The organism is Paenibacillus sediminis, assembly GCF_017873765.1.
In the GTDB taxonomy this organism is placed as follows: domain Bacteria; phylum Bacillota; class Bacilli; order Paenibacillales; family Paenibacillaceae; genus Paenibacillus_AG; species Paenibacillus_AG sediminis.
The window spans coordinates 136,832-152,579 of record NZ_JAGGKP010000004.1; the positions used below are offsets into that span (position 1 = coordinate 136,832).

The 15,748-nt window shown below is 43.9% G+C and carries 15 protein-coding genes; 2 read left to right on the forward strand and 13 right to left on the reverse strand.

Going from position 1 to position 15,748, the window contains the following annotated elements; all coding sequences use genetic code 11:
• Window positions 1-174: 174 nt before the first annotated feature.
• From J2Z20_RS10450 to J2Z20_RS10480, 7 genes are all read right to left on the reverse strand, one after another.
• Complete coding sequence (locus J2Z20_RS10450; protein WP_415640031.1) at window positions 175-1,416, reverse strand: MFS transporter; 1,242 nt, start codon at window positions 1,414-1,416, stop codon at window positions 175-177.
• A 27-nt stretch (window positions 1,417-1,443) separates the two neighbouring features.
• Window positions 1,444-1,866 (reverse strand): MerR family transcriptional regulator, encoded by a 423-nt coding sequence (locus J2Z20_RS10455; protein ID WP_209849259.1) that lies wholly within the window; start codon window positions 1,864-1,866, stop codon window positions 1,444-1,446.
• Between the two features lie 185 nt (window positions 1,867-2,051).
• Entirely contained in the window at window positions 2,052-4,040 is a 1,989-nt protein-coding gene (locus J2Z20_RS10460; RefSeq protein ID WP_209849262.1) for a methyl-accepting chemotaxis protein, read from the reverse strand.
• 195 nt (window positions 4,041-4,235) lie between these two features.
• Entirely contained in the window at window positions 4,236-4,544 is a 309-nt protein-coding gene (locus J2Z20_RS10465; RefSeq protein WP_245252233.1) for a hypothetical protein, read from the reverse strand.
• 117 nt (window positions 4,545-4,661) lie between these two features.
• Window positions 4,662-5,303 (reverse strand): NADPH-dependent F420 reductase, encoded by a 642-nt coding sequence (locus J2Z20_RS10470; RefSeq protein WP_209849265.1) that lies wholly within the window; start codon window positions 5,301-5,303, stop codon window positions 4,662-4,664.
• A 26-nt stretch (window positions 5,304-5,329) separates the two neighbouring features.
• Window positions 5,330-6,229 (reverse strand): DMT family transporter, encoded by a 900-nt coding sequence (locus tag J2Z20_RS10475; protein ID WP_209849268.1) that lies wholly within the window; start codon window positions 6,227-6,229, stop codon window positions 5,330-5,332.
• 68 nt (window positions 6,230-6,297) lie between these two features.
• Window positions 6,298-6,711, reverse strand: a complete 414-nt coding sequence (locus J2Z20_RS10480; RefSeq protein WP_209849271.1) for a nuclear transport factor 2 family protein — start codon at window positions 6,709-6,711, stop codon at window positions 6,298-6,300.
• A gap of 151 nt (window positions 6,712-6,862) precedes the next feature.
• Here J2Z20_RS10480 and J2Z20_RS10485 point away from each other — a divergent pair, with 151 nt between their 5' ends.
• A complete protein-coding gene (locus J2Z20_RS10485; RefSeq protein ID WP_209849274.1) occupies window positions 6,863-7,777 on the forward strand; it encodes a LysR family transcriptional regulator in 915 nt (304 codons plus the stop codon).
• Between the two features lie 79 nt (window positions 7,778-7,856).
• Here J2Z20_RS10485 and J2Z20_RS10490 read toward each other — a convergent pair whose 3' ends face one another.
• From J2Z20_RS10490 to hprK, 3 genes are all read right to left on the reverse strand, one after another.
• Window positions 7,857-8,264, reverse strand: a complete 408-nt coding sequence (locus J2Z20_RS10490; protein WP_245252235.1) for a hotdog fold thioesterase — start codon at window positions 8,262-8,264, stop codon at window positions 7,857-7,859.
• A 142-nt stretch (window positions 8,265-8,406) separates the two neighbouring features.
• On the reverse strand, window positions 8,407-9,378 hold the full coding sequence (locus J2Z20_RS10495) for an AEC family transporter (RefSeq protein WP_209849277.1): 972 nt from the start codon (window positions 9,376-9,378) through the stop codon (window positions 8,407-8,409).
• Entirely contained in the window at window positions 9,375-10,289 is a 915-nt protein-coding gene (gene hprK / locus J2Z20_RS10500) for an HPr(Ser) kinase/phosphatase (RefSeq protein ID WP_209849280.1), read from the reverse strand. The genes J2Z20_RS10495 and hprK overlap by 4 nt, the downstream gene beginning before the upstream one ends.
• A 281-nt stretch (window positions 10,290-10,570) precedes the next feature.
• Between hprK and J2Z20_RS10505 the strand changes: the two genes are divergently transcribed.
• A complete protein-coding gene (locus J2Z20_RS10505; RefSeq protein ID WP_209849283.1) occupies window positions 10,571-11,278 on the forward strand; it encodes a Crp/Fnr family transcriptional regulator in 708 nt (235 codons plus the stop codon).
• Window positions 11,279-11,388: 110 nt separating this feature from the next.
• On the opposite strand, the gene mobA is transcribed toward J2Z20_RS10505, so the two are convergent.
• The 3 genes from mobA to J2Z20_RS10520 form a co-directional block, all read right to left on the reverse strand.
• Window positions 11,389-11,997: a molybdenum cofactor guanylyltransferase gene (mobA, locus tag J2Z20_RS10510; RefSeq protein WP_209849286.1), complete on the reverse strand. Its 609-nt coding sequence runs from the start codon at window positions 11,995-11,997 to the stop codon at window positions 11,389-11,391.
• Between the two features lie 179 nt (window positions 11,998-12,176).
• The gene (locus J2Z20_RS10515; protein WP_209849289.1) at window positions 12,177-12,899 is read right to left on the reverse strand and encodes a Crp/Fnr family transcriptional regulator; all 723 of its coding nucleotides are present in this window, start codon (window positions 12,897-12,899) and stop codon (window positions 12,177-12,179) included.
• A 535-nt stretch (window positions 12,900-13,434) separates the two neighbouring features.
• A complete protein-coding gene (locus tag J2Z20_RS10520) occupies window positions 13,435-14,916 on the reverse strand; it encodes an aldehyde dehydrogenase family protein (RefSeq protein WP_209849293.1) in 1,482 nt (493 codons plus the stop codon).
• Between the last annotated feature and the right edge of the window lie 832 nt (window positions 14,917-15,748).

Here is a 15,748-nt window from a genome sequence, read left to right on the forward strand (position 1 = left end):
ACCTCAGCTATCCTCCTTTACAGGCTTATTTCTATAGCACCTATATTATAAAGGACTTGTTCTCGAAAAGTTAGGTGTTATTTTTAAGGTTTTGGTTTCAGTTTTTTAGGTGGGCACAAAAAGAGCGGCCTATCAACCTGTTAGGCTTGATAGACCGCAGGTACACAAGTGTAATCAATGTCCTGATCCAATGTGATCAACGTGCTTCACATGTCGTGAATTCAGTAATATAAACAGTACCGAAGCCATAACAAAAGCTGCGCCAACTAGAAACGGAACATGCGGATTGAACCAATCCGCTAATTTTCCTGCAAAATACGGAGCGATTGCCCCGCCAATGAAGCGCAGAAAACTATATGCAGCGGATGCCGTCGATCGTTCGATCGGAGCTGCATTCATCACACCTGTCGTAATGAGTGTATTGTTATTTCCGAGCAGTGCCCCAGCAAATATAACAGCAACAATGATTACCCATTGCGTAGATGTCCAAATGCCCATCGCAACGAGAACGAGTGCGAATAGAAACAGCATGGCACACATCGATTTTACCGTGCCGAACTTTTGCTGAAGTTTTGGAGCCATGAACACAGAAGTCATGGCCAGAAGCAGCCCCCAGCCCAGAAATACATAGCCCAAACCATGCTCATTAAGGCCCATAACGAAAGGGGAATACGCCAACAAAGTGAAAAATCCGAAATTATATAAGCATGCTGTGATGCCAAACACAACTAGAGAACGGTGCTTCATCGCCCTAAATGGATCAAGGATCGAAGTTTTGTTTTGGGCTGTCTTTTCATGGTTCGTATTGAGTTTGGGCATAAGCACAATAAGAGCCACAAATGCAATTACCATCAAACTGGCAACGCCAAGAAAAGGTCCTCTCCATGAAATCGAGCCGAGCTCCCCGCCAAGCAGCGGTCCCACCGAGATTCCTAGTCCGATGGCTGCTTCATACAGGATGATGGCTTTTGCTGTACCGCTTTTCGATAGAGATACAATAGCAGATAGAGCCGTTGCTACAAAGAGCGCATTGCCTAATCCCCAGCCGCCTCGTAGTCCAATGAGCGCCCATATATTGTTCGACAATCCTCCAAGCGCCGAGAATACTGCAATGATAAAAATACCCGTAAGCAGTGTTCGCTTAATACCCATTCTTGAAGAAACAGATCCCGTAATAAGCATCGCCACTGCCATGACGGCATTATAACTCGTAAACAGCAATGTCACTTGGCTTGCAGAAGCATCCATTTTTTTAGAAATAGCGAGCAAAATCGGATCCACCAGACCTATCCCCATAAAAGCGATAATACCCGCGAAAAAAATGGCCCATACAGCCCTTGGTTGATTCAATATAGATGTTTTCTCCTGCACCGATGAAGCTGTTCCATGTGCAGCAGTTGTCTCTGGCCTAGTCATTGATGACATATCCTCTTATCTCCTTTATCATTTTAATTTTGCTTTGGCTTCAAGCACACGGTTGTATAATTGATCCATGTCTCTTCTAATGGCCATTAATTTCTCAAGCTTCTGATCGATAATTTGCAGCTGCTTGCCAACGATCTTTTCGATCTCCGCAAGTTTCTCACGTTTTAACGCATCATCTTCCGTTTGTCTGTAGCCTTGACGATGATTTTCAAACTCCTCGCTTATAGAGACAAATTCTTGAAGGTCCTGAAGCGAGCTTCCGAGTACATCCTTCGCAATCGTAATTTGTTTAAGCCTCTCGATATGCCTGTCAGAGTACAAGCGATATCCGCCCTCACTCCGTTCAGGAGGAAAGAGCAAACCGATTTCTTCGTAGTAGCGAATCGTCCGTTTCGTTAACCCGCATTCCCTAGAGACATCCTCAATTTTGTATGTATTCATCTCGGCCCTCATCTCTCTATCCATTCATAATTTAGTCATAAAATACCATATATTTAACATTAACGTCAACGTTAATGTTATTATAGATCGTCTGTAATGCACTTCACCTCTCGCACAAAAACGAAAAAAGAGCCTAGCAAAATAGGTTTGGGCGCCCATTTCACTCGGCTCATGGCAAGCTATTTTTAAACCTTAAATTTATTGACTAAGGACTGAAGTTCTTCTGAAATCTTAGAAAGGGATCTCGCAGAAGCAGTAACCTCTTCCATCGAAGCTAATTGTTCCTCTGAGGATGCTGCAACCTCTTCCGACACCGCGGCATTTTCTCTAGCAATCGATGATATTTCATTTGCAGAGGAAGATACCTCTTGAATACTTGCTGTAATTTGTTGCATCGTACCAGTTACGCCCCCGACTCTTGAAGCTATTTGCCGCATGCTGCTCATAATTTCGTTGAACTTATCAGCGGCTCCTTTAGAGATAGACACACCATCTTCTACATTGCTCGTTACCTGCTCCATCAGCTGAACCGAGCTTTTTGTTTCCTGTTGAACACTGCGGATCAACGCAGAGATTTGAGCAGCAGAGACATTTGACTGTTCGGCTAATTTCTTCACTTCATTCGCAACGACGGCAAAACCTCTTCCGTGCTCTCCCGCTCTGGCTGCTTCAATAGAGGCATTCAGCGATAAGAGATTTGTCTGCTCAGCAATTTCCTTAATCACATCAAGGATATTCTCGATTTCTTTGGAGCGCTCGGAAAGAGACTTCATCATTTCGTTCGATTGAACAACAGATTCGTGAATGAACTCCATCTGTTTCAAATTATTACCCATAAATTCGCTGCCTTCCTGAGCCTTCACAGCAATTCCACTCGATAATTGCGAAACGGATGTTGACCCCTGAGATATATGCAGGACACCTTGCAGCGTTTCTTCTAAAGCCTTTGCATTTCCTTCTATTCTTGAGGTCTGGTCTTCCGCTCCGCTTGCAATATGTTGAATAGCTAAAGATACTTGATCCGTGACTTGGGAAGTTTGAACCGCACTCGCTACTAATTGCTCGGAAGCAGAGCTTACTTGCTCTGTAGAAATTTTCACGTTCGTAATGACAGCATGTAAACTTTCGACCATCTGATTAAAGCTTCTGCCTAATCTGCTAATTTCATCGTTAGATTCAATCGCAATTCTCTGTGTCAAATCTCCACTGCTAATAACCTCTGCATTCTCTGATAAAATTCGCAGCGGCCTCAGGATGGACTTAATGACCCCGTAGATGACAAAGCTGCCAATCAATATAGAAATAAACATAACGATAAGGGTGTTTATTAGAATCGAACTTGTCGCTTCAAATACTTCACTGCTATACATCGTTCCTGCTATTTTCCAGCCAGTGAGTTCATTGGTCACAAAGCTCATTTTCTTCGCTTTGCCATCCAATTGATAATCCAATACGCCTTCCTTGGATTGGTATAGCTGGTCTACCCAGTTATCCTTAATTTCAGTTCCTGTCTTTTGATCGGGGTGGGTCACATATTTTTTATGCATGTCAATAATTGTGGCGTATCCCTTTGATCCAATAGCTACTTTATTCGTTAGATTGGTGATCGTTTTCAAACTGTAATCAATGCCGATGACTCCTGAACCATCCGAAGCGGCCTTCGCAAGCGTAATGATTGTATCTCCTGTGGCACTGTTGATATAAGGCTCTGTGACCATTACTTTCCCCTTATTATCCATTGCTTGCTTGTACCACGGTGCCTGCCTTGGGTCAGAATCTTTAGAACGCTCTACATTGGGAAAACGAATCATTGTCCCGTTATCTGCAGCTGCATATATGGAAGTCACTTCATTTTGCAATCGTGTAAACTGGGAAAAATCATGCTCTAACATACCCATATTTGCATCCTCATACGAGGCCGAATTTATTGTCGTTGAGAAAGAATTCAGCCCATTGACTACCATTTGAAGCTGACTGTTAATTTGACTATTAAGCAGCTTTACATTTTCGCTTGCTGACAACATCAATTGCTTCTCAATTTCGTTCTTGGAAGAATGATAGGATGAATAACCAATCAATAAACTAGGCACCCATAACATTAATACAAAAGAAATAATGAGCCTCTTTCTGATCGTCATCCCTTTAAATCTAAAAAACGGTTTCACCTTGTTCATATCGTTGTCCCCCGTAAGTGATGTGTATTAAAGTAAGAGATAGTAATGGTCCATAGTCAACCAAGTCTGATAATCAGGATGTACCAATACTTCCACTATTTTGAATCCAATTGTAAAACAAACCTCCTTTAAATCAAAACCTTAATTTTACATATTTCGACATCTATCTCCTAAAAAAACGAAATTTTCTAACCACTAGCTGAAATAAAAAAGAGCCACCTCCCAAAACGGATGGTGGACTCTGTTTATACATAAATCTGCCAGCTTTCCCAAAATAGGAATAAATGATGTCATCGCCACATATACACTTCGGCGACCCATCCATACAGTCACATTCCTCCAAGATCGCGGATGATGGTGGGCAGCGCAGTTGTGACGACCATTTTCATCCAATTCCGAGAAAATCACTCCAATGATGAGGCCAGTCATGATCAGTATTTTATTAGCCGATTTCATACCGAGCTTGCATTCGTTAAATTCGCACTGGTTCTTTCCAAGTTTCAACTCCTCCTTCTCCAAAGTTCATCATATGTATAAAATGTAAATTGAATTTAAACTCCATCTGAGAAGACTTCAATTTAAAACAATAAAAAGAACCCCAGGAAATAGTCCTGGGTTCTGTCAAGCTTCTTCATCTTGACCAAAGAGACGGAACGATACATACGGATAATGTCCATAACGTACAGCCAATTCCCGCTCGAACAACGTCATTCTCTCAATGGTACGGTTGTTCTGAAGCAAGCCCGCATCCATTACTCGGAAAGGAATGCCTTGAAGCAGCTCAATTACCGTACTCTTTGCTTCTTCATCGTCCGATGTTACATACACGTCGCTTGGGACACCTTGATGCAGCGGCTGATCAAATACTTTGAAAAATGTATTTTTAAATGCTCCAACCACTCTCGTATCAGGCAGCTTCTTTTGCAGCTCTTCAGCAGCGGACGTTCCCCAGTCTAGAATAAAATCATGAAAATCGTCCGTGAACGGATTCACGATATCAATTAATATTTTGCCTTTAAGGTGCTCCTCATACTGATGAGCCCAAGGAATTAAATCACGGAACCATAGAGCGTGAACAATAATATCCGCATCTAACGCGGTTTCCGTGTCAACTGCTTCTACTCCATGAAAATCATTTTCCTGAATATACATGCGTGCCCGATCAGGAGCGCGCGATCCCCACATGAGATTCGGCACTGCTTGACTCAATATTTTTACTAACCCTTTTCCCATTCGTCCCGTTCCAATTACACTCATAGACATGTCTAGTCACCTCGCCTTGTATTCAGTCAGCCTGCCGCCTTATCTCGATACTGCGGTCTTCTAATTAATCCCTGTAATGTCAATGCATTCACCAACACAACACCACCCAGAACGAATAGCGCGCCTATACCGCTGATAAGACTGAGTTTTTCCTGTAAAAATAGTGCGCCGACGATAATCGCAATCACTGGAGCCACATATGTCCACGTTGTCGGAAATAGCGGGTTCGTCTTTTCGACCAGTCGATAATAAATGTTCGAGGCGATAATCGATGCGATGACGACTAAATAGAATAAGCTTGCGGCACCCTGCCAGTTCATCTGAACTTTGGATGGATCTTCAAAGATTACCGAAAGTGCAAGGAGTACGATGCTAGCGAACAACATTTGCAGCCCGTTCAGCATTTTGGAAGACATCCCGGAACCCATTAGACGCTTGGATATCATCAGGCCTATCGCGAAGAACAATTCAGAAATCATGATGGATGCTTTGGGAACAATCCCGCTTAAGAAACCTCCGGCCGACTGAAAGTCTGTGAAAAAAATGAGATAAATGCCGAACACTCCAATCCCTGACCCAATCCACTGCCACTTGGTCATTTTCCCGATCAGCCCTATAAAGATAGGAGCCGTCGCAACCATAAGCGCCGCTGTCCCAGAATCGATCCGAGTTTCGGCCCAGAATAATGCAGCAAAAGGTACAGCGGTCATAAGCACACCCGCTAGAAACAGATAACCATACGTTTTCCAGCTTTTCGGGAGAGACTCTTTTTTGAGCATCAAATAACCAAGCAACAGTACACTCGCCGCAAAAAACCTAAAAAAAGCAAAAAATAAAGGGGGGAGCCCTGCCCCAATCCCGGTCTTAATCGCCAAAAAAGTCGTTCCGAATACTAAACAAATAAACAGATACTGTATTACAATCATGGCCTAACCCCTTTCCACTCCCCATTCACGTTCTCCCCATTCACCTAACTGTGCTTCGCCAGGTGCATTTACAAGTATCTTCTCTCGGATTCTTCTATTGGGTAGTCGTTAGCACTCATATCTCTGCGCCGCATAAGCCCTTCTTCATCAAACTCCCAATGCTCGTTACCATGCGTTCTCATCCATTGACCGCTTCGAGCGTCGCGCCATTCATATTCGAACCTTACGGAGATGCGGTTGTCGGTATAACACCACAATTCTTTCATTAATTTGTAATCGAGTTCCTTCTCCCACTTCCGCTTCAGAAATTTCTGTATAGCCTCTCTTCCTTGAAAAAACTCATCTCGATTGCGCCAGACTGAATCAGGCGTATATGCTAACGACACTCTCTCCGGATCCTTCGTATTCCAAGCATCCTCTGCAGCCTTTACTTTTGCTAATGCCGTTTCTTTGGTAAACGGTGGTTTAATCGCTGTACTCATATGGAGTTCCTCCTATTGAAATATTTTCATAAAATATAAAGGATTTACTCTCTATATTCTGGTATGATCATATCATGAGTTTCGCTATCACAGTCATGAATACTTTGAATACTTGGTATTTATATTTTCGATACATAGGAGGTGTTTTACGTTGATCGATCTGTTGGAAGGCAGATTTTTCAAGACATTTGTTACGGTCCTTGAGGAAAAAAGCTTCAGCCGTGCAGCAGATAAATTAGGATACGTGCAGTCCACAGTGACGACGCAAATTCAATTATTAGAGCAAACCTGTCAGCAAAAGCTATTCCACAGACTGCCTAGAGGCGTCAAGCCAACAGAAGCAGGACTTAAATTTGCCAAGTTTGCTTATCAATTTATTCAGCTTGGGGTGTCTTTAGAAGAAACGCTTAGTGAGTCGAATGAGCCGCAAGGATTAATTCAAATTCGGTTGCAGGAATCTTTTTTCGTCACCCGTCTCGCAGATCCTCTGTTTCAATTTCTAACGAAATATCCGCGGATCAAAGTGCTGCCTGCAACGGGATTTCGGCAAGACATTCTTAGAAAAGTGCTGGATCACACCGCTGACTTCGGCATTGTCCCTCAGGACCCCGAACGAAACGAAATTAACTACTATCCTCTTGTGGAGGAATCATTAGTCTTTATCGCTTCAGAAGCAATGGCTGAACGTGTGAATACCCGTGGTATGGAGGTACTGAATAATGAAACGATCATCAGCTTTGGTCCAACTTGCTTCTACAACTCGCATGCCAACAAAATATTGAACCAGAACGGCATACAAGTGCCGCGGACGATTGAATTGCCGAGCCTTGAAATGATCAAGAAGAGTCTGCAATGCGGGTTAGGCTATGCCTTAATTCCACAATCGATGGTGGCTAAGGAAATTGAAAGCGGGGAATTACAAGTGCTGTCGTTCAGCAGCCCGCTTCGAATGACTCACGGACTCATCGTTCATAAGGATCGGGAGCTGAATTTTGCATCGAAATTGTTTATAGATTATATTCTGAATTATTTTCAGAAGGCAGAACTTAGAGCAGTTCATGTGTGAGAAAAGCGAAAGACTGGATATCATCTGCTTTGAGGGGATGAGTATCCAGTCTTTTTTACACGTTTAAGGATACGTTATTCTATTTAACATCAACAATGGCCACGGTACACCGTGATACGCATAGAAGCTTCTCTTCCTCATCGACGATGCGAATATCCCATACCATAGTTGTTTTTCCCTCATGCAGTGTTGTTGCAGTAGCCTTAACGATTCCGTCTCGCTTTGAGCGGATATGATTGGCGTTAATTTCTAGCCCGACGGCTGTTTTACCCAGATGCGCCACTTTACTGAACGCACCGATACTCGCCGCGGTTTCCGCTAATGCCACAGAAGCACCTCCATGCAAAAGCCCCATAGGTTGCCTCGTCTTCGGACCTACCGGCATCGTTAATACAACCTTTTCACTCGATACTTCCACGATCTCAATATCAAGCGCTTCTACCAATGTTCCGGCCGTTTGCGCTTCCCAGTTCATCTTATTTGTCATGATCGAACCCTTCCTTCTCATATCAGGATTTTAAAATAATGAGCTTCAGGCAAACAAAAACTTTTTATATTTTTTACAACTGGGTAATGTATGTTCTGTATTGATTAATATTCGTGGGAGAGGGTGAAAATCCCTTTAAGTATTACAACCCGTTCGCCCAATAAATTAGGACAGGGAGGTAAAAAAAGCTAGCCACCGTTGTGATAGCGACAGCTAAAACCACAAGCTCTTTGTCACCGCCATACTTCTCCATGAGTATCACGGAGTTGATTGCAGAAGGCATAGAAGATTGTACGAACAACACCGAAGCCTCAAGACCATGCAGTCCTAGCAGACTAATTGTCAGCCAGGACAGAAGAGGCACACCCACAATTCGCATGGTAACAGCAATCCACAACTCGCGGCGCATGCTGCTTCGCCAGTTCGTCTTTCCCAGCTGCATTCCCAGCATGAGCAGCACGATACCAGCATAGGCACCGCCAATCAGCTCTAGACCATTATGTAAGCCAGTTGGCAGCGGAATTTGAAAGAAATATAGAATCAGTCCAAGAGTTGCAGCATAAATCAGTGGATTGCGGGCCAGCTTGACAGCGGCTTGTATCGGACTGAAAGAGCTACGGGAAGCGATATACAATCCAAGAGTATTCACTAGCACGATGTGCAGGATGACATTCGTCACGCCTATGGTAAAGCCCTGAATCCCAAACGCAAGCAGTAATAAGGGCAATCCATAATTGTTGGAGTTGGCAAATATCGTTGTCAGCTCCATAGCGCGAAGAGAAGGGGTACTAAATCGGAACAGCTTACCTACACCAACAGATGCCGCCCAGCAGAGAGCCGTCTGAATGATAGTGAAGAGAGCAATGTGACCAAAGGTTGAGTTATTAAGCTCACTTCCTGAAACAGCACTAATGATCAGGCAGGGGGAGAGCACGAACAAGCTCAAATCGGCAAGTGTTTGAGTATCTGGCGATTTGAACTTCTGGTACAAAAACCCAAGATACACGCTAGAAGAATAGGTAGACTCACATTTCCAAACAGGGACACATAAGCAATCACGGGAGTACTCCTTCCGAATAACCGAGTTGTTCTCAGTGCCCGCTTCATCACTCATTCCACACATTGTTCACATCGCTTCAAAAAATCATCAACTGCACTATACCCCTGCTCACGAAGGTACCAGTTGTTGGCGACCGCTTCGATTAATCCCGCCACATCTCTTCCCGGTTGAAGCTGGATTTGAATATGTGGTATTTGAATATCCATATACTCGGTAAATTTCGGTTCGAGCTCCAGCTCGTTATGCGGGATTCGATCTTCCCATTTGATGAGTTCAATATCAAGAACGATATTCGTTTCATCTTGAAAAGCCTTGCGCCCGTACAGCCTCGACACATTGATTAACCCAATGCTTCGAAGAGCAAGGAGTTCCTTCGTTTTTCCATCATGTGTTCCAACGATGGCTTCTGGACTTATCTTCTTTAACACAACCAGGTCATCAGCGACTAAACGGTGTCCTCTCCCAATTAGGGTGTGAGCCGTCTCGCTTTTGCCGATCCCAGACTTTCCGCGAAGCAGAATACCAACACCAAATACGTTGACACAAACACCATGAATGATTATTTCCGGTGCCAGCTCCTTAGCTAGATAGTTGTCGATCAGCTCCATAAATTTTGCTGTTGTTTCCTTTGTGCGTAAAAGAGGAATTCCCTCTTGCTCACAATACTTCATTAAATATTTGAGCCCTTCCTGATTGCGGGTAACGACAAAACAAGGCGGGTGATATTTCACGATGTTGCCGATTCGGTCATTGCGCTCTGTCTCACTTAGCGTATGTAGATAGTTGATCTCTTTCTGCCCTAAAATCTGTACATGAGCATGCGAAAAAAAATCAAAATATCCCGCAAATTCGAGTCCCGGTCGATTGACCCTAGGTTTAGTTACCGCTTGATTCAACTGCCCGCTTCCCGCAAGGACCTCTAACGAAAAACGATCTACTATATTTTTAATTGTCACGGACTTCATTTTTCGCGTCCCTCCTAAATTTCTTAGGCTCTTCTGTAACCCCGATTTTTTGATTTCAAAGTACCACAAGCAAATTTTTCATATCTGTGATTTTTATCACAAGCTAAATAGTTACCCACTTCCATGTCTCTGATTACAGGTTTCATCCTGTAATTGTTACTAATTTGTTACGTCCTTAAGAAATGACTCTCACTCGGACGCATAGTGTGATATTTGTCACACTTCATTGTTGCCGGCTTTGCTATATTTGTCGTAACGATTTACAGTAGGGGGAATGAACGATGGAAGCGAAGCAGGATTCCGTACAAAACACACTTTGTTTTTCACCGGAAAACTTTGCGAAAATTAAAAATATTATGTACGACTTCCGCGTTTCTAAGGGATCACACCTGTTTTGGGAAGGAGATACAGCAGATAAACTGTATTACATTAAAGATGGAAAAGTAAGAATTACAAAATCCAATATCGAAGGCAAGCAATTTATTTTGTATATGTTTAAAACAGGAGATTTCCTCGGGCAAATTGATCCCTATCAGGATTCGAAGCAAAGTTTCAACGCCGAGGCGGTAGAGGATTGTGTCATAGGGACCGTGCAAAAAACGGATCTAGAAGTGCTCTTGTGGCAGCACGGAGATTTGGCGATCGAATTCGTACGATGGATGGGTCTCACGCACCGGCTGACACAAACAAAGTTCCGGGATTTGATGCTCTACGGCAAACCAGGCGCATTATGCTCCACACTGATTCGCTTGGCTAATACGTACGGAGTCGAACAAGGAGAGCACATTCTCATTCAAGAGAGACTGACGAATACAGATTTAGCAGACCATATCGGAGCAGCCCGTGAAAGCGTAAACCGAATGCTGCACGAATTGAAAGAGCAGGACGTACTTGCGATTGAGAACGGACATATCCTTATTAAGAAGATGGACTATCTCAAAAATGTATGCAACTGCGAGCTCTGCCCGAAAGAAATTTGCAGAATATAAATAAACGGACACTCTACATTCAATATAAAAAACCGACCTGCGAACTTTCTGCAAGTCGGTTTTCTTTGTTCCGTTAAATATGAGCTGACATATGTTTTTATAACTTTTTTTCACCCACGCTCAGACAACATTTTCTCTACTTCTAGGTAACTTCCTAGGTCGTTAATTTTTCTAGTAAATGCTGAGGAAATACCGTTTTCTAAAAAAACGGTTTCCGTCACCGTATACACATTCAGCAGTTCCTTCAAATGCTTTAGTTCCGTTATGCCTTGATCTAGTAAAACATTCACAGCGCTTAAACATGATTTAAGATAAATGCCGTGAAGCATTTCATGACGACCCCCGATAAATGGAATAATAGCATCCCATCTGTATAATCTGCCCAAGCTCAGCATTAATTTAACAGCAGATGCACAAATAAACGGCATTCCGCAATCGACTACCCACAAGCTGTTTGAAGTACACAAAGATAACGCCGCGTGCATTCCGCCTAGTGGACCTCTGCCTTGTACAAAATCCGTTATAATTCGGACGTCTCTTCCGACAATGGACAAAAATGCCTTCGGCTCATCCGTGACAATGATCACTTCGGTGCATACCGATTTCAATACCCGAAGCTGCCGTTCAATGATCTTTTCACTTCCGATCGTCAACAGCGATTTGTGGATTCCATTCATCTGCGCACCTCTGCCGCCAGCCAAAATAACTCCGGTTAACATGTATCCCCTCTCCTTCTATACGATCTTGCTTGTTGTTCTGTTTAAGTCCAGTTTAACTTCGCAAAGCTTGGCGTTCTGTAGTAAATGTCACACCGAACGGTTAGTGAGCCGCATAAACGATAAAAAAACCCGCAAGTGGATTTCAGCATCCGTATGCGGGGCTATTGGACTCTTTTATATTAAATACGGCAAATTTCTTTAGGGCATGATGGGAACTTAGGGCAATTGCAAATGCAGCGTAAATCCTCCAACCGCCGGATGACGATTTTGCCTTGTACGGTATCAAGCGTTCCGCTTGTTTTTAAGTCGTTCAACATTCGATTGACACTCTCCCGAGTTGCGCCGATTAGGTCGGCGAAATCCGTATTCGTCAGTTTGATGTCTAGACGTATGCCGTCTTCACATTGAACACCATACGTGTTGGACATACGAATCAAAGTGGATGCGAGCGCACCTGGTTTGCCGTACAGCATCAAATCTCTAAATTTCGATTGCGTCGTTCGGTGCATTAAACCGAGCCATTTGGTAAATTCCAGAGCAAGATCACCATGTTGATAGAGTAACACTTCGAGATCCTTCTCTTGAATGATGCCGATCTCTGCATTTTCAATGACTTCAGCACTATACGTAAAATGTAAAGGACCCCATCCTCCATATTCCCCGATCAGATCTCCTTGGCGGCAAATCGACAGAATGAAATCCCTTCCTTCGTCAGTCGATTTTTTCAATTTTACTCTGCCCGAACGAATATAATACAACTTTCCCGCCTCGTCACCTTCCCAAAACAAGTTAGACCCAGCGGAAACATGTCTATAATACATGATAGACTGCAATTTATTGAAATTTCCTTCGGTGAAGAACGTGTTAACTTCGCTATCCATTCTTCTTGCATCAATATCCATCTTGATGCCTCCCCTTAAACGGCTTATATCGTAATCATAAAGCTTTCGCCGTTTCACGGGAAGTTACAAATTATTGTCGGCCCTTTAGCCATGATGGTCTGATACATCGACATGCCCATCTGCATTTGATCTCCCGGTACGTGAACCTTGAACCGTTTCCATCGGAAGTTTAGGCCGCCAACGGTCCGCAAAGGCGCTACCCTATAGATTGGAATAAAGTTATCATACATAGGAGCAAGCAGTTCCAACCCGCAAAGATTTGCTGTTGTTCCGCAAAGTTTTGCGCATTCCGCGCAGAATCCGATTCAAACCTTAATGAGGTAGCCCGCTCGTGCTTAGAAAACTCTAATGCCACTACATGTTCTAATCCATACTCTTCATATCGAAGTCGATAAAATTCATGCCAGGTGGTATCAAACCCTTTAAGTAATAGATACCATCGTCATAACTTATAAGAATGCTGCAAAAAAAGGGTAATCTGGCATAAAGCCGGATTACCCTAATTAATAATAAAAAGTTTATAAGATCGGATCCGTTATTCTGGAATATACGGGAGTTCCTTCATTTTCGGAACGTTAATGACATGTGTCTCGGTGTATGTCAGCAAGCCTTCACGACCGTATTCACGGCCGATACCCGACTGTTTCACACCGCCGAACGGGAAGCGAACGTCAAGTCCTTGTACGGCAGCCGTATTGATCATTGTCGTACCCGCCTCGATACGCCGTGCCACACGAACCGCATGAGCTTCCTCGCCCCATACCGAGCTCGTTAAGCCATAGATGCTGTCATTGACCAAAGCAATAGCCTGTTCTTCATCATCATAAGGCAGAATCGGCACAGTCGGTCCAAACTGTTCTTCGACTACAATACGATCGTTGTATTTTGCGCCCAAAACAAGTGTCGGCTGGAGGAAATAACCTTTCGCGAACACTTCTTCATCGAGAATGCGTCCAAGCTTAATGACCTCGGCGCCGCCCTTCTTAGCGTCTTCCACAAGCTCCTGAACGAATTTCAGCTGACCGGGATTGTTAACCGCACCTATGGTTACTTCAGGATTGAAAGGATCGCCGACGCGGATCCATTTATTCGCCGCTTCAATATACTTTTCCACAAACTTGTCGTAAATGGAGCGGTGTACATATACCCGTTTAGCAATCATGCAAATTTGACCGCCGGTAAGGAAATTCGATATAACGAACCTACGCATTGCACGCTCATCGTTCACATCAAAATCCGGAAGCACGATTGCGGCGTCATTTCCTCCAAGTTCCAAAGTCATGTGCTTAATCGTATCTGCAGCCGATCTCATGATGTGCTTAGCCGTATTCGTTCCGCCTGTGAAAGCGATCTTTGCAACCTTAGGATTCGTAGTAAGCTCGACCCCTACATCAGCCTCGCCATGCACCAGGTTCAACACGCCAGCGGGAAACTCGTCAGCGATGATCTTCATGGCCTTGCTGACGGCCAGCGGAGCAAACGGACTAGGTTTGAGCACCATCGTGTTACCTGCAAGCAGTGCAGGAGCTACTTTGATGGTCGAAAGCGATATCGGATAGTTCCACGGCGTAATCGCGGATACAACACCAAGCGGGTCATGTGCAATGATCGTTTTACCGCCATCCGGATGTTCCATCACTTCGTCTTTCAGTACATCTTGTACAGTATTGCAAGCATATTCCATCCACATGAAGGATACGCCAAATTCTCCTTCAGCGTCGTAAAGAGCCTTACCATGTTCACGGGAGAGCAGTTTGGACAATTCTGGCGTCGCGGCTTTTAGTTTCTCAATCGCACGCTTCATCCGTTCGACACGCTCTTCAATCGGCGTTGCAGCCCAGCTCGGAAATGCCGCGGCAGCAGCATCAATCGCGCGAATCGCCTCTTCACGAGTATTGATAGGACCATAACCCACGATTTCATCAGGGTTCGCAGGGTTTTGACGGGCATATTGTTTTTCAGTCGGAGCCTCTTGACCATTAATAATGGCATGAACGACGATCGGTGCAGTTGTCATGAAAATTCCTTCTTTCTTTCGATTTAATGAGATATGCCTTTTTTTGCTATAGCAACTAAAACACAAACAGGTTGCTATAGCAACTAAATTAATTCTAATCTAAAGCGTTTTATTTGTCAAAAACTGTGTTCATCAAATTGTCGCTTGAAAATTCAACAGCTTCTCGGCGAACTCGTTCAGCTTCTCCGACATCAGAATTCCGAAATTTCCTTGCTGGACGCCGCCTGCTCGTTACCGATCGAGGCGATCTTTTCGATTGCTGTTTGGATCTCATTCGCCACGATTGCGAAACCTCTTCCCTTTTCCCCAGCGTGAGCTGCTTCGATTGCTCCAAAAGCTGCTGTCCGAATTCAGCAAGAGCCCTGCGCGACTTGCAAAATGCCTTCGTTCGCCTGCGACAAAGAGGTGAGAATCTTATCCGATATTTCTCTCAGCTCAGTTTGCCTTCTCATTGCCACGCCTAATCCCCTATAACCCGTCCTTCGCTATCGTGGAGCGGCAAGGCTATGCCCGTAAACTCGAAGCCATAGATATGAGCAGGAGCGTTGGACAATATTTCTTTATTTAATTTCATTGCCTGTGCAATCGGGGTCTGATCGTGTAGGATATCACCATTCTTAATGCCTAGATCGATCTCTTTACCGGGAAATAGTCCTATATCATGTGTCAGGTTACTGAGGATCACAGATGCATCTACCGGATAACATCGCTTGATAACAGGTATAACCCTAAGGTAAATCTCGAGCGAAGCAATATACTCGTTGTTTATGGTAAATCCTACTAATTGAGTTTAGATGCTGAAGTTAACAAGCTTGCTATATTATTATTCGGC

Bases quoted from the DNA above. Each gene is read 5' to 3' on its own strand.
- J2Z20_RS10450 (WP_415640031.1), bottom strand. From the start codon at position 1,416: ATGACTAGGCCAGAGACAACTGCTGCACATGGAACAGCTTCATCGGTG.
- J2Z20_RS10455 (WP_209849259.1), bottom strand. From the start codon at position 1,866: ATGAATACATACAAAATTGAGGATGTCTCTAGGGAATGCGGGTTAACG.
- J2Z20_RS10460 (WP_209849262.1), bottom strand. From the start codon at position 4,040: ATGAACAAGGTGAAACCGTTTTTTAGATTTAAAGGGATGACGATCAGA.
- J2Z20_RS10470 (WP_209849265.1), bottom strand. From the start codon at position 5,303: ATGTCTATGAGTGTAATTGGAACGGGACGAATGGGAAAAGGGTTAGTA.
- J2Z20_RS10475 (WP_209849268.1), bottom strand. From the start codon at position 6,229: ATGATTGTAATACAGTATCTGTTTATTTGTTTAGTATTCGGAACGACT.
- J2Z20_RS10480 (WP_209849271.1), bottom strand. From the start codon at position 6,711: ATGAGTACAGCGATTAAACCACCGTTTACCAAAGAAACGGCATTAGCA.
- J2Z20_RS10490 (WP_245252235.1), bottom strand. From the start codon at position 8,264: ATGACAAATAAGATGAACTGGGAAGCGCAAACGGCCGGAACATTGGTA.
- J2Z20_RS10495 (WP_209849277.1), bottom strand. From the start codon at position 9,378: ATGAGTGATGAAGCGGGCACTGAGAACAACTCGGTTATTCGGAAGGAG.
- hprK (WP_209849280.1), bottom strand. From the start codon at position 10,289: ATGAAGTCCGTGACAATTAAAAATATAGTAGATCGTTTTTCGTTAGAG.
- J2Z20_RS10505 (WP_209849283.1), top strand. From the start codon at position 10,571: ATGGAAGCGAAGCAGGATTCCGTACAAAACACACTTTGTTTTTCACCG.
- mobA (WP_209849286.1), bottom strand. From the start codon at position 11,997: ATGTTAACCGGAGTTATTTTGGCTGGCGGCAGAGGTGCGCAGATGAAT.
- J2Z20_RS10515 (WP_209849289.1), bottom strand. From the start codon at position 12,899: ATGGATATTGATGCAAGAAGAATGGATAGCGAAGTTAACACGTTCTTC.
- J2Z20_RS10520 (WP_209849293.1), bottom strand. From the start codon at position 14,916: ATGACAACTGCACCGATCGTCGTTCATGCCATTATTAATGGTCAAGAG.